Source organism: Sphingomonas sp. BK036 (assembly GCF_004216825.1).
Classification (GTDB): Bacteria; Pseudomonadota; Alphaproteobacteria; order Sphingomonadales; family Sphingomonadaceae; genus Sphingomonas.
The window spans coordinates 202,258-215,658 of the sequence record NZ_SGXR01000005.1; the positions used below are offsets into that span (position 1 = coordinate 202,258).

General features: G+C 69.7%; 13 protein-coding genes and 1 riboswitch. Of the genes, 9 read left to right on the forward strand and 4 right to left on the reverse strand.

What is annotated here, in order from left to right; all coding sequences use genetic code 11:
* The first annotated feature begins 235 nt into the window (after positions 1-235).
* The 4 genes from EV283_RS11170 to EV283_RS11185 all read left to right on the forward strand — a co-directional run bounded on the left by EV283_RS11170 (position 236) and on the right by EV283_RS11185 (position 4,524).
* Complete coding sequence (locus EV283_RS11170) at positions 236-691, forward strand: DUF4126 family protein (protein ID WP_207223114.1); 456 nt, start codon at positions 236-238, stop codon at positions 689-691.
* Positions 688-2,070: an FAD-containing oxidoreductase gene (locus EV283_RS11175; protein WP_130325380.1), complete on the forward strand. Its 1,383-nt coding sequence runs from the start codon at positions 688-690 to the stop codon at positions 2,068-2,070. The genes EV283_RS11170 and EV283_RS11175 overlap by 4 nt, the downstream gene beginning before the upstream one ends.
* Entirely contained in the window at positions 2,067-3,725 is a 1,659-nt protein-coding gene (locus EV283_RS11180) for an FAD-dependent oxidoreductase (protein WP_130325382.1), read from the forward strand. Before EV283_RS11175 ends, EV283_RS11180 begins: the two co-directional genes overlap by 4 nt.
* 133 nt (positions 3,726-3,858) lie before the next feature.
* Positions 3,859-4,524 carry a peptidylprolyl isomerase gene (locus EV283_RS11185; protein WP_130325384.1) on the forward strand — a complete coding sequence of 222 codons (666 nt, stop codon included), beginning with the start codon at positions 3,859-3,861 and terminating at the stop codon, positions 4,522-4,524.
* A 24-nt stretch (positions 4,525-4,548) separates the two neighbouring features.
* Here EV283_RS11185 and EV283_RS11190 read toward each other — a convergent pair whose 3' ends face one another.
* The gene (locus tag EV283_RS11190) at positions 4,549-6,165 is read right to left on the reverse strand and encodes an NAD(P)/FAD-dependent oxidoreductase (protein ID WP_130325386.1); all 1,617 of its coding nucleotides are present in this window, start codon (positions 6,163-6,165) and stop codon (positions 4,549-4,551) included.
* A gap of 54 nt (positions 6,166-6,219) precedes the next feature.
* On the opposite strand from EV283_RS11190, the gene cobO reads away from it, so the two are divergent.
* The 5 genes from cobO to cobS all read left to right on the forward strand — a co-directional run bounded on the left by cobO (position 6,220) and on the right by cobS (position 10,074).
* Complete coding sequence (gene cobO, locus EV283_RS11195; protein ID WP_130325388.1) at positions 6,220-6,825, forward strand: cob(I)yrinic acid a,c-diamide adenosyltransferase; 606 nt, start codon at positions 6,220-6,222, stop codon at positions 6,823-6,825.
* Between the two features lie 178 nt (positions 6,826-7,003).
* Positions 7,004-7,198, forward strand: a riboswitch (cobalamin riboswitch).
* 176 nt (positions 7,199-7,374) lie between these two features.
* The gene (locus EV283_RS11200) at positions 7,375-7,782 is read left to right on the forward strand and encodes a DUF1636 domain-containing protein (RefSeq protein WP_130325390.1); all 408 of its coding nucleotides are present in this window, start codon (positions 7,375-7,377) and stop codon (positions 7,780-7,782) included.
* Positions 7,779-8,792, forward strand: a complete 1,014-nt coding sequence (cobT, locus tag EV283_RS11205) for a nicotinate-nucleotide--dimethylbenzimidazole phosphoribosyltransferase (RefSeq protein ID WP_130325392.1) — start codon at positions 7,779-7,781, stop codon at positions 8,790-8,792. Before EV283_RS11200 ends, cobT begins: the two co-directional genes overlap by 4 nt.
* Positions 8,789-9,358: a histidine phosphatase family protein gene (locus EV283_RS11210; protein WP_130325394.1), complete on the forward strand. Its 570-nt coding sequence runs from the start codon at positions 8,789-8,791 to the stop codon at positions 9,356-9,358. The genes cobT and EV283_RS11210 overlap by 4 nt, the downstream gene beginning before the upstream one ends.
* Positions 9,355-10,074: an adenosylcobinamide-GDP ribazoletransferase gene (gene cobS / locus EV283_RS11215; RefSeq protein WP_130325396.1), complete on the forward strand. Its 720-nt coding sequence runs from the start codon at positions 9,355-9,357 to the stop codon at positions 10,072-10,074. Before EV283_RS11210 ends, cobS begins: the two co-directional genes overlap by 4 nt.
* Here cobS and EV283_RS11220 read toward each other — a convergent pair.
* The 3 genes from EV283_RS11220 to EV283_RS11230 are packed head-to-tail and all read right to left on the reverse strand — an operon-like array spanning position 10,039 to position 13,398.
* Positions 10,039-11,508, reverse strand: a complete 1,470-nt coding sequence (locus tag EV283_RS11220) for a cobyric acid synthase (RefSeq protein WP_130325398.1) — start codon at positions 11,506-11,508, stop codon at positions 10,039-10,041. The two genes, cobS and EV283_RS11220, sit on opposite strands and share 36 nt — an antisense overlap.
* On the reverse strand, positions 11,496-12,431 hold the full coding sequence (cbiB, locus tag EV283_RS11225) for an adenosylcobinamide-phosphate synthase CbiB (RefSeq protein WP_130325401.1): 936 nt from the start codon (positions 12,429-12,431) through the stop codon (positions 11,496-11,498). Before cbiB ends, EV283_RS11220 begins: the two co-directional genes overlap by 13 nt.
* Complete coding sequence (locus EV283_RS11230; RefSeq protein WP_130325403.1) at positions 12,424-13,398, reverse strand: aminotransferase class I/II-fold pyridoxal phosphate-dependent enzyme; 975 nt, start codon at positions 13,396-13,398, stop codon at positions 12,424-12,426. Before EV283_RS11230 ends, cbiB begins: the two co-directional genes overlap by 8 nt.
* Positions 13,399-13,401: the final 3 nt, after the last annotated feature.

The window sequence follows — 13,401 nt, forward strand, 5'->3', positions numbered from 1 at the left end:
ATTACGTACCCGAAATGGATCGATCATCTGTGCGGACGTTGCCGGCCGTTCCGGAGTAGCGGCTACCAGGCCGGAGGTCAGGTTTGTGCCGCCGTCGCAACCACTTCGGTGCATGGGTCTTCTGCCTTTGCCCTCGGCACGGGCGGGTACGACGCCGATGCTGGACCCGATCGCTGATTGACCGGCTGGAGCGGGCGTGAAAGCGTCGGGTTGTGTGAAATTGCAGGAGACGCCCGTGCTGGTTCTCGCTCTGATCATCGGCTTTGTCGCGGGATTGCGGGCGATGATGGCTCCGGCGGCGATCGCTTGGGCCGCATCGACCGGCCTGGTGCCGTTGCAAGGATCGGGGCTGGCCTTTCTCGGGTGGCGGTTCACGCCCTGGGTGTTCACGATCCTGGCGGCCGGCGAACTCGTCGGCGACCAGCTGCCCTCGACGCCGAGCCGGATGACCCCCGCACCGTTCATCGCGCGGATCGTCACGGGTGGCGTGTCGGGCGCAGCGGTCGGCTATGCGACGGGCTCGCCGATCCTCGGGCTGGTGCTGGGCGTGATCGGCGCGATCCTCGGGACGGTGGGCGGCGCGCGATTGCGAGCCTTGCTCGCGGCGACGTTCGGCAGCGATCGGCCTGCCGCGCTGGTCGAGGATGCGCTGGCGATCGGGCTCAGCGTGATGGTGGTCGCATCGCTATGATAAAGCGGTTCGATGCGATCATCGTCGGCGCCGGGCAGGCGGGGCCACCGCTCGCCGGGCGATTGACCGCGGCGGGGATGACGGTCGCGCTGATCGAGCGCAAGCTGGTCGGCGGGACGTGCGTCAATACGGGGTGCATGCCGACCAAGACGCTCGTCGCCAGCGCCTATGCCGCGCACCTCGCCCGGCGCGCCGCGGAGTTCGGCGTGCGGACCGGCGATGTCGGGATCGACATGCGCGCGGTGGCGGCGCGCGCGCGGACCGTCGTGAGCGACGCGCGCGAGGGCAACGAGGCATGGCTGGCGGGCATGACCGGGCTGACGCTGCTGCGCGGCCATGCGCGCTTCACGGGGCCGACGACGATCGCGGTCGATAACGAGATCCTGACCGCGCCGCGCATCTTCCTCAACGTCGGCGGACGCGCGAGCGTGCCCGACATGCCGGGCGTCGGCGACGTGCCGCATCTCGACAATACCGACATGGTGGCGCTCGAGGCGGTGCCCGCGCATCTCGTCGTCGTCGGCGGAAGCTATGTGGGGCTCGAATTCGCGCAGATGTATCGGCGGTTCGGCGCGGCGGTGACGGTCGTCGAACGCGGCGAACGGCTGATCGCGCACGAGGACGCGGACGTGTCGGACGCGGTGCGCGACATCCTCGAAGACGAGGGCATCGCGATACGGACGGGCGCGAACTGCATCGCCTTCGCGCGGCACGAGGACGGCGTCGCGGTGTCGGTCGATTGCGATGCGGGCGAGCCGGTGGTGATCGGCAGCCATGTGCTGCTCGCGGTCGGTCGGCGGCCAAATACGGACGATCTCGGACTGGAGCATGCAGGGATCGCGACCGATGCGAAGGGCTATGTGATCGTCGACGATTTGTTGCAGACCAACGTCCCGGCGATCTGGGCGCTTGGTGATTGCAACGGGCGCAGCGCGTTCACGCACACCGCGTATAACGACTATGAGATCGTCGCGGCGAACCTGCTCGATGGCGACGACCGGACGCTGAGCCAGCGGCTGGTCGGCTATGCGCTCTATACCGATCCGCCGCTGGGCCGGATCGGGATGACCCAGGCGCAGGCCGAGGCGTCCGGGCGACCGATCCTGGTCTCGTCGAGGCCGATGACGCGGGTCGGGCGGGCGGTGGAAAGGGGCGAGACCAAGGGGTTCATCAAGATCGTTGCGGACGCCGAGACGCAGCGAATCCTGGGCGCGGCAATCCTTGGTGTGGGGGGCGACGAGGCGATTCACGGGATCCTCGACATGATGAACGCCGACCAGGGCGTGGCGGCGCTGCGCTGGGCGGTGCCGATCCACCCGACGGTTTCCGAACTGATCCCGACGGTCTTGCTCGGGCTCGAGCCGGTGGTGCGGACATGAGCCCGACCGGATCACGCGACCACCAGATGTTCCCGGTCCTCGACCCCGATCAGCGCGAGACCGCGAAACGGTTTGCGAGCGGCCCGGCGCGGACCTTTGCGCCTGGTGAGCCGGTCTATGCGATCGGCGAGCAGGGCGCGCCCGCTTGGCTGGTGCTGGCAGGGTCGATCAAGGTCAGGCGTCGCGATGGTCTCAACCACGACGCGCCGATCACCGCGCACGGGGTCGGCCAGTTCACCGGGGAGGTGAACCAGCTCGCGGGTCGGCCATCGATCGCGGCGGGCAGGGCGGGCCCCGACGGGTGCACCGCGTTGCCGTTCGACCCCGCGCATCTGCGGGCGCTGATGGTGGGATCGGCCGATGTCGGCGAAATCGTGATGCGCGCGCTGATCCTGCGCCGCGTGGGGCTGATCGAGGATGGCGGCGCCGGGACGGTGATCGTCGGCGTGCCGGGCAGCCCCGACATCGTCCGGTTGCAGGGGTTCCTGACCCGGTCGGGCTATCCCAACATCGTTCTCGACGCCGCGTCGGACGAGGAGGGTCGGGCGCTGATCGAGCGGATCGGCGTGCTGCGCAGCGACCTGCCGGTCGTTGTCTGTCCGAATGGGACGATCCTGAAACGGCCATCCGATGTCGAGGTCGCGGCCTGTCTTGGCATCACGCCCGACCTTGATCCGGCGGTGGTGTACGACGTCGCGATCGTGGGTGCGGGACCGGCGGGACTGGCGGCGGCGGTGTATGCGGCATCGGAGGGGCTGTCGGCGATCGTGCTCGACGAGCGCGCGATCGGCGGCCAGGCGGGCGCATCGGCGCGTATCGAAAATTACCTGGGCTTCCCGACCGGGATATCGGGGCAGGCGCTGGCGGGGCGCGCGTTCAACCAGGCGCTGAAGTTCGGGGCGGAGATCGCGGTGCCGCTGGAAGTGGCGCGGCTGGTCTGCGATGACCAGGTCGACGACGACGAGCCGCTGGTGCTTGCGCTGCCGGGTGATCGACAGGTGCGATCGCGGACGGTGATCGTCGCCTCGGGCGCGCGCTATCGCCGGCCCGATATCCCCGACCTCGCGCGTTTCGAGGGGGCGGGCGTTTCTTATTGGGCATCGCCGATCGAGGCGCGGTTGTGCGAGGGCGAGGAGATCGCGCTGGTCGGCGGCGGCAATTCAGCGGGACAGGCGGTGGCGTTCCTGGCGCCGCGCGTGAAGCATCTGCACCTCGTCGTCCGGCGCGACCTTGCCGCGACGATGTCCAGATACCTGATCGACCGGATTGCCGCGCTGCCCAACGTGACGCTGCATGTCGGAGTTGAAATCGTCGGGCTGGAAGGTGACCGCGCGACCGGGCTGACCGCGGCGATATTCCGCAACCAGCGCGACGGGGGCACGCTCCGCTGCGCGATCCGGCACCTGTTCCTGTTCATCGACGCCGATCCCAATGCGGGCTGGCTGCACGGCTGTGTCGAGACCGACGAGAAGGGGTTCATCGTCACCGGCAAGGCGGCGCTGACGCTGCAGACGAGCCGCGCGCGCGTCTTCGCGATCGGCGACGTGCGGGCGGGCTCGACCAAGCGCGTCGCCGCGGCGGTGGGCGAGGGCGCAGCTGTGGTCGCACAAGTCCATGTCGCGCTCGCCGACGCCGCCGAACGCTCGGCGTCCTGAATAGGATAGCGGGAAGCGGCGTTCGGGAGAATCAAACTGGCGCATACCGACCGCCTGCGCGATCACGCTCGCTTGCGTCGTCCTACCCCGACCGCTAGCCGAGCCCGATCGGTAAAAGCGTGAGTATTCGACGATGCGGCATGTGATGATGGGGCTGTTGGCCGTTGCGACGCTCGCCACGGCGGGGTCGGCGCAGCGGGCCAACCGCGCAGGGCTTGGCCTTGTTCGGGTCCGCTTCGTCACGTCGGAGGGCCCGATCGTGCTGGCACTCGACGCACGCCGCGCGCCCAAGACGACCGAGAATTTCCTCGAATATGTCGATGACGGGCGGTTCGACGGAACCGACTTTTATCGCGCGAGCCGGCAGAAGTCGGCGCCGAAGCTCGGGTTCGTCCAGGGCGGGATCCGTACCGACGCGCGGCGGATCCTGCCGCCGTTTCCGCTCGAGACAACCGCGAAGACCGGGATCAAGCATCTCGACGGGACGATATCGATGGCGCGCGGCATGACGCCGGCGTCGGCGGGCGGCAATTTCTTCATTACCGTGGGCCCCGCGCCGGCGATGGACGCGCGGCCGGGCTATCCCGGCTATGCGGCCTTCGGGCACGTCGTCGCGGGGATGGACGTGATCAAGCGTATCCTCGCCAAGCCGACCGGTGGCGGGATGGATGCGTTCAAGGATCAGATGATCCTCAAGCGCGTAGCGCTGGTCAGCGCGCGGCGGCTCGACGGCGTGGCAAAGCCGACCGGACTGCCGCGCGCGTGGCTGATCAAGACGGGTCCCGATCGGAAGAAGTGAAGTCCGAGGGCCTGCTCGTGGCGATCAGGCCGTCAGGCTGAGTGCGACCGCCTCCGCGACCTTGATCCCGTCAACCGCCGCCGAGAGGATGCCGCCCGCATAGCCGGCACCTTCGCCCGCCGGGAACAGCCCGGCGGTGTTGAGGCTGACGAAATTGTCGCCGCGCGTGATCCGGACGGGCGACGAGGTGCGCGTCTCGACCCCCGTCAGCACCGCGTCGGGATGATCATAGCCGGGGATCTCGCGGCCGAACGCGGGCAACGCCTCGCGCAACGCGGTGATCGCGAAGTCGGGCAGGCATTCGGCCAGGTCGGTCATGTGGACGCCCGGCTTGTACGACGGGATCACCGCGCCGAGCGCGGTCGAGGGACGGCCCGCGAGCAGATCGCCGATGCGTTGCGCGGGCGCCTTGTAGTTCGAGCCGCCCGCGACATAGGCGCGCGATTCCCAGTGGCGCTGCAGTGCGATTCCCGCGAGCGGGTGGCCGGGATAGTCGCGCGCGGGATCGATGCCGATCACGATCCCGGAGTTCGCGTTGCGTTCGTTGCGCGAATATTGGCTCATGCCGTTGGTGGCGACGCGGCCCTCCTCGGAGGTCGCGGCGACGACGGTGCCGCCGGGGCACATGCAGAAGCTGTAGACGGTGCGGTCGTTCCTGCAGTGATGCGACAGGCTGTACGCCGCGGCACCGAGATCGGGGTGGCCAGCACAGGGGCCGAAGCGGGCTTCGTCGATCCACGATTGCGGATGCTCGATGCGGACGCCGATCGAGAACGGTTTGGCCTCGACATGGACGCCCGTGGCGTGAAGCATCTCGAACGTGTCGCGCGCGCTGTGGCCGACCGCGAAGACGACATGGTTGGCTTCGAGATAGTCGCCGGTGCTGAGGTGGAGGCCGCGGAGCTGGCGGGCGGCGGCCTCCTCGACGACATCGAGGCCGTCGACGCGGGTCGAGAAGCGGTATTCGCCGCCGAGCGCCTCGATCGTCTCGCGCATGCTCTCGACCATCGTCACGAGGCGGAACGTGCCGATATGCGGGTGTGCTTCGGTGAGGATTTCGGGCGGCGCGCCGGCTTTGACGAACTCGGTCAGGACCTTGCGGCCGAGATGGCGCGGGTCCTTGATCTGGCTCCATAGCTTGCCGTCGGAGAAGGTGCCCGCGCCGCCTTCGCCGAACTGGACGTTGGATTCCGGGTTGAGGACGCTCTTGCGCCAGAGGCCCCAGGTGTCCTTGGTACGCTCGCGGACGACCTTGCCACGGTCGAGGATGATCGGTCGGAACCCCATCTGCGCGAGGATCAGGCCTGCGAAGAGGCCACACGGGCCCGCGCCGACGACCACCGGGCGTGGGCCGGTATAGCTCGGGCCGCCCTTGGTGACGAAGCGATAGCCGGTGTCGGGGGTGCGCTGGACGTGGCGGTCCTTGCGGAAGCGGGTGAGGACGGTGTCCTCGTTCTTCAGCGTGACGTCGACCGAATAGACGAGCTGGATGTCCATCTTGTCGCGTGCGTCGTGCGCCCGCCGCGCGATCGTGTAGCGGATCAGGTCGCGCGGCGTCACGCGCAGCCGGTCGCGGATCGCGGCGGGGAGCGCCTCGTCGGCGTGGTTGAGCGGCAGCTTGAGGTCGGTGATACGGAGCATGAGGCACGCTCTAGCGCCGCGCGGCGCGATCCGCCATCGGGAGCGGGAGAGGACATGATCATGCGGACCGATGACGAGCAGAATGCCAAGAGCGCCAAGCGCAAGGAGGTCCATGACCGGATCGTTGCGACCAAGTCGATCGAGAAGGGGCTGATCATCGTCCACACCGGCAAGGGCAAGGGCAAGTCGACCGCTGCGTTCGGGATGGCGGTGCGGATGATCGGGCACGGGCGGAAAGTCGGCGTCGTCCAGTTCGTCAAGGGCGCGATGGCGACCGGCGAAAAGGCGGTCTTCGACGCGTTCCCCGCGCTGTGCGAATTCAAGCCGATGGGCGAGGGGTTCACCTGGGACACGCAGGACCGCGCGCGAGACATCGCGGTCGCACGCGAGGCGTGGGACGAGGTGAAGCGGATGATCGCCGATCCGTCCTATGCGATGGTGGTCGCCGACGAGCTCAACATCGTGCTGCGCTATGACTATCTGCCGGTCGACGAGGTTCTCGCGGCGTTGGCTGGGAAGCCTGAGATGACGCATGTCGTTATCACCGGGCGGAACGCGCCCGAGGCGTTGATCGAGGTAGCGGATCTGGTGACCGACATGACTCAGGTGAAGCATCCGTTCCGGTCGGGTGTGAAGGCGCAGCTGGGGGTGGAGTTCTAGGGGCGCGCGCCACATCCAACGTCCCTCCGTCATCCTGACGAAAGTCAGGATCCAGAGCCAAGGAGGGTAGCGCTCGTTACCCTGGATCCTGACTTTCGTCAGGATGACGGGAGGGGGGGGCTGCTGGCGCGTGTCCTACGGATGCTGCGCTGTCTTGCGTCACCCTCGTCGCCCGCGTATCGCTCGACCTGCGACAGGTTCCCCCGACGCTAGCGCCGAGGGGGATGAAAATGGGAACGGGAAACACCCGGCTGCCCCTGCAACTGTACGCGGCGAGCCACCGTGCCTCATGCCATTGGGATCGTCCCGAGAAGGCGGCGCGGACGGCGTTGACCCGCGAGCCAGGAGACCTGCCCGTCGCGGTCGTCTTTCGTCCGGCCAGGGTGCGCCGAACGGACGGGTAACACCCCGAGCGACGACATCGCTTCGCGTCGCGCGGAGGCTGGAGGCGTGCGCCCTCGGCCCTCGCGCGGGGCGGGATCGACTGTCCGAAGGGGTAACCATGCCTGCATTTTATCGTTTTTCGTATCCGCACGCCCAGGCTTCCGCATGTTGAAGCCGGTCGATGACGGCGTCGCGGTCGTCGCGTGCACCACCTGCCGCCATTCCGCCGATGCGCGCGACGATGCCGAGGGGCAGCGCGGCGGGGCGCGGCTCGCCAGCGCGCTGAAGGCGGTGCAGGCGAGCGATCCCGCTTATGCCGACGTCGCGGTGCAGGAGATGCCGTGCCTGTTCGCATGCCAGGATTTCTGCACGATCCACCTGCGCGCGCCCGCCAAGGTCGGCTATGTGCTCGGCCGGTTCGAGCCGACCGAGGACGCGGCGCGCGCGATCCTCGATTACGCCAAGCTCTATGGCGAGAGCGCGTTCGGGCAGGTGCCGTTCAAGCAATGGCCGCAGGGCGTGAAGGGGCATTTCATCACGCGCACCCCGCCCGCCGGGTTCGTCGTCGAATGACGGCGTTCGCGACGCCCGCCGCGTTTCTGGCGGCCTTGCGCGGGTTGCCGCAGCCCGACGCGGCCGCACGATCCGCGGCGGTCGCGCGGCAAGCCGAGTTGACCAAGCCACCAAAGTCGCTCGGGCGGCTGGAGGACATCGCGGTTTTCATGGCGGGCTGGCAGGGCAACCCGCTGCCCCGGCTCGATCGCGGCAGTGCGGTCGTGTTCGCGGGTAATCACGGCGTCGTAGCGCGCGGCGTGAGTGCGTTCCCGGCATCTGTCACTGCGCAGATGGTCGCCAATTTCGAGGCCGGTGGGGCCGCGATCAACGCGCTGTCGCGCGCCGCGGGCCTCGACCTCAAGATCGTATCGCTCGATCTCGATCGGCCGACCGCGGATTTCACACAGGCACCGGCGATGACGGAGGAGGAATGCCTGGACGCGATCAACGCGGGCGCAGCGGCAGTCGCGGATGCGCCGAACCTGATCGTGCTGGGCGAGATGGGGATCGGCAATACGACGAGCGCGGCGGCACTGTGTCTGGCGAGCTTCGGTGGATCGGCACGCGACTGGGTTGGGCCGGGCACCGGGGTCGATAGCGACGGCATTGCGCGCAAGATCGCGGTCGTCGAGGCCGGGTTCGCGCTGCACCGCGATGCGCTGACCACGCCGTTCGAGATTCTGCGGCGGCTTGGCGGTCTCGAACTGGCGGGAATCGCGGGTGCGGTGGTTGCGGCGCGGTTGGCGGGCGTCCCGGTGATGCTCGACGGGTTCATCTGTTGCGCGGCGGTCGCACCGCTGGCGGCCGCGTGCCCCGACATCGTCGCACACTGCCTCGCGGGGCATGTCTCGGCCGAGTCGGGGCACGCCGCTCTGCTGGCGCGGATCGAACTCGATCCGTTGCTGTCGCTCGGGATGCGGCTGGGCGAGGCGAGCGGCGCGGCGACGGCGACGTTGCTCGTGCGGGCGGCGCTGGCCGCGCATGCCGAGATGGCGACGTTCGCCGAGGCGGGCGTCTCGGCGGCGTGAGCGCGTCCATGCTGTATCTGATGCGGCATGGTGCGCCCGCGGTGGCGGGGCGGTTGCTCGGGCGGACCGACGATCCGGCGACCGAGGCGGGGATCGCCGCCTGCGCCGCGCGGGCCGCCGGGCTCGACGTCGCGCGGATCGAGGCGTCCGACCTGATTCGCGCGCGGGCGTGTGCGGACGCGATCGGTCGTCCGCGCGGTTTGCCGGTTATGGTGGAGCCACGCTGGCGCGAGCTCGATTTCGGCGCGTGGGACGGGTTGGCCCCGGCGGCGATCGATCCCGCTGCGCTGGGCGCCTTTTATGACGATCCGGACGCCGCGCCGCCGCCGGGGGGCGAACGCTGGTCCGCGCTGCACGATCGTGTCGGGGCCGTGCTGGCGGCGATGCCACCGGTCTCGACGCTGGTCGTGACGCATGGCGGCGCGATCCGGGCGGCACTTGCGGACTTGTGTGGGTTCGATGCTCGGCAGATCTGGGCGTTCGACCTGCCCTATGCCGCGCTGGTGTCGCTGCGCGTGTGGCCGGGACCGACGCGGACCGTGCAAATCGTCGGGCTGGCGACATGACGCGGTTGATCGTCGCGTTCGGTTTCCTGACACGGTTGCCGATGCCGCGCGTCGCGGTCGGGGCGGACGATTTCGCCGCGGCGATCCGGGTTTATCCGTTGGTCGGGCTCGCGATCGGCGTGTTTGTCGCGTTGGCAGGCTGGATCGGCGCGCAGGTCGACCCGTGGACCGGCGCGTGTGCCGCGCTGCTGGCCTGGATCGCGGTGACGGGGGCGCTGCATCTCGACGGGCTCGCCGATCTGGCGGACGGGCTCGGCGCGGCGCATGGCGATCGGACGCGGCTGCTCGCGGTGATGGCCGATCCGCATATCGGCAGCTTCGGCGTCGTCGCGATTGCGGGCCAGATGATCGCCAAGCTCGTGCTGCTGCACGCCGCGGGGCGGGCGGGCTGGTGGGCACTGATCCTCGTACCGTTCGCGGCACGGATGGGGCCGCTCGCCTGGGCGAGGCTGTTGCCGCCAGTGCGTCCCGGTGGTCTTGGCGCGGCGGTGGCCGGCGCGGTGCGCAACCGCGACCTGCTGGGATGGGGGCTGGTGCTCGCGCTCGCGGCGGTGGCGGTGCCCGCGCTCGTCGTGCTGCCGTTGCTCGTGCTCGGCGTTGCTGCATGGTTGCGGCGGACGCTGGGCGGCGTGACTGGCGATGCGCATGGCGCCGGGATCGAGATCGTCGAGACCGGGCTGCTAGCCGCGATCGCGGTGGCCGGCGCGCTCGCTTAACGCCAGCATCGCATCGAGATCGACGTGACGTTCGAGCTTGGCCGCGATCGCATCGAGCGCGGCGTCGATCGACGCGCCGTGATCGGGGCCGCTTGCCGCGACGCCGAGCCGCGCCAGCCACGCCGCGCGTTGCTCGGCGAGCGCGAGCAGGCCGTGGACATAGCTTCCCGACACTAGCCCGTCCGCACTCGTCGCGCCTTCCGCACTGCCATCGGCGCGGTGGCCGACGGGGCGGGCGGTCGCCGGGCCGGTCGTCATGCCCATGTGCATCTCATAGCCGTCAAAGGCCGCGCCTCGGGCTTGGCCGGAGACCCGGTCGAGCGTCTTGCGGCCGGCGAGGGTGGTCTCGACGTCGAGCAGGCCGAGCCCCTCGACACGGCATGCGGGGCCCTCGATCCCGTCGGGGTCGGCGATGCTGCGGCCGAGCATCTGGTAGCCGCCGCAGAGCCCCAGCACCGGCTTGCCGCGGCGGTGGTGCGCGCGGATGTCGATGTCCCAGCCTTGCGCGCGGACGAAGGCGAGGTCGGGAATCGTCGCCTTCGATCCGGCGAGCACGATCATGTCGGCGTCGGGGATCGGCGTGCCGGGCGGTACCATCACCAGCGCGACGCCGGGTTCCAGCCGGAGCGGGTCGAGGTCGTCGAAATTGGCGATCCGCGGCGTGATCGGGCAGGCGATCGTGACCTGGCGGTGCGCATTGGCGGCGGGGCGTTCGAGGATCACCGCATCCTCGCTGGGAAGCCGCACTGCGTCGGCCAGCCACGGCACGACACCGTAGCCGCGCCATCCGCTCCGCGCCTCGATCGCGCGATAGCCGTCGTCGAACAGCGCGGGATCGCCACGGAACTTGTTGATCAGGAAGCCGTGGATCATCGCAGCATCGGCGGGGTCGATCACCGCGCGCGTGCCGACGACCGCTGCGATGACGCCGCCGCGATCGATATCGCCGACCAGGATCACGGGGACGTCGGTGGCGCGCGCGAAGCCCATATTGGCGATGTCGCCCGCGCGCAGGTTGATTTCCGCCGGACTGCCCGCGCCTTCGACGACGACGAGGTCGCAGCCGGCGGACAGCCGTTCGAAACTGTCGAGTACGTCTGCCAGCAACCCGTCGCGCCCCTCGCGCCAGCGCGCGGCGGCGAGCGTGCCGCGTACCTGGCCGCGGACGATGAGCTGCGACGTACGATCGCCCTGCGGCTTGAGCAGGACCGGGTTCATGTCGACGCTGGGCGCGACGCGACACGCGATCGCCTGGGTCGCCTGCGCGCGGCCGATCTCGCCTCCGTCGGCGGTGACGGCGGCGTTGTTCGACATGTTCTGCGGCTTGAACGGGCGCACCGACAGGCCGCGATTGGCGAACGCGCGGCACAGACCCGCGACGAGCACCGACTTGCCGACGTCCGAGCCGGTCCCCTGGAGCATCAGAGCACGCATGCGGTTCCTCCGGCGATGACGATCAACAACACACACGCGCGTCGATAGACGACCAGCGCCGCGCGAAGATCGGCTGCGGTGGCGTCGGTGCGGCCATCGCCGATATAGGGTTTGGCGAGCGTTACCCCGTCATAGGCGATCGGCCCTGCAAGCCGCAGGTCGAGCGCGCCGGCCATCGCCGCTTCGGGCCATCCGGCGTTGGGCGAGGCGTGGTTGCCCGCGTCGCGCAGCATCGTCCGCCAGCCGCCACCGACGAGGCAGAGCAGCACGCCGCTCAGCCGCGCGGGGAGGAGATTGGCGATGTCGTCGGTCCGCGCCGCCGCCCAGCCGAACGCGCGCCAGCGATCCTCGCGGTGCCCGATCAGGCTGTCCGCGGTGTTGATCGCCTTGTACGCCCACAGCCCGGGCAGCCCGGCGGCGAGCAGCCAGAACAGCGGCGCGACGACGCCGTCACATACGCTCTCGGCCAGGCTCTCGATCGCCGCGCGCGCGACGCCGGACTCGTCGAGCTGCGCGACGTCCCGCCCGACGATCATCCCGACTCGCGTCCGTGCGAGCGCGAGATCCCCCGCGTCGAGCGCGTTGGCGACGGGCGTGACATGATCGTGCAGGCTGCGCAGGGCGAGGCCGGGCGCAGCGACAAGGCCGATCGCGATCCAGGCGGCCGATCCGAACAGGCTGCGAAGAACCGCGTCGAGCACGAACGCGACGCCGACCGCGATACCGACGAGCAGCAGCATCGTCAGCACTCCCATCGCCCGGCGCGCCGCGAACGACCACCGCGGATCGTTCCAGCGCGTGTCGGCGGCGCCGATCAGTCGCGCGAACCCGCCAACCGGGTGCCCGATCCGGGCATAGAGTGCGGCAGGCCAGCCGATCGCGGCGTCGATCATCAGCGCGACCACCGCGACCGGCTCAGCCATGCGCGAGCGCCCGGTCCAGCCGCTCGAACGCGGTGTCGTCGCGCGGCAGGCCCATGCGCAGCCAGCGTGGCGCATGATCGAACGCGCGCGTCAGGATCCCGGCATGCGCCAGCCGGTCGAACAGCGCGGTCGCATCGTCGGTCTCGACCAGCCGGAACAATGGGCAGGCGCCACGTGCGTTGAGTCCGTGCCGCGCCAGCATCGCATCGAGCCGCGCTGCCCGGTCGATGCTGGCGAGGCGGGTCGCCTCAAGCCAGCGGGTATCGCGGTATGCCGCCAATCCATAGGCCACCGCGCAGGCCGAGACTGGCCAGCTTCCCAACCGCTCGCGAACAGCGGCCACCTGCGCCGGCGGGGCGATCATGAAACCGAGCCGGACGCCCGGCAGGCCGAACGTCTTGCCGAACGAGCGGAAGACGATGACGCGGTCGGATACTCGGAGATACGGGACGACACTGTGCGCGGGATGCAGATCGACAAAGGCCTCGTCGACGACCAGCCACGCACCTGCGCGTGCGATGGCGAGCAGCCGCTCGGGTGGGTCGAGCAGGCCGTCCGGATTGTTCGGGTTGGCGAGCAAGAGCGTGCCGTCCTCGATCGTGTCGATCGCCGACCGGGGGACCGTTACGGTGTCGGCGAAGACGGCTGCGTGCGTCGCATAGCTCGGCGTCACGACACGCCGAGGGTGCGGCAGATCGAGACTGGCCAGCAGGCGGAGTCCGATCTCGCTGCCCGGCAACGCGACGACCCGCGCGGGCTCGGTTCCGAAGACCGCCGCCGCCGCGGCTTCGAGCGCGGCGATGGCGGCGGGCGAGGGCAGCGATGTGAGATCGACGGACGGCAACGGATCGGACCGCCACGCGACGGGATTGATCCCGGTCGACAGGTCAAGCCATGGGGTGGGCGCATCCGGGTACAGGGTGGCGGCGAGATCGATCCTCCCGCCATGCACGCGCAACCCGGTCATTTC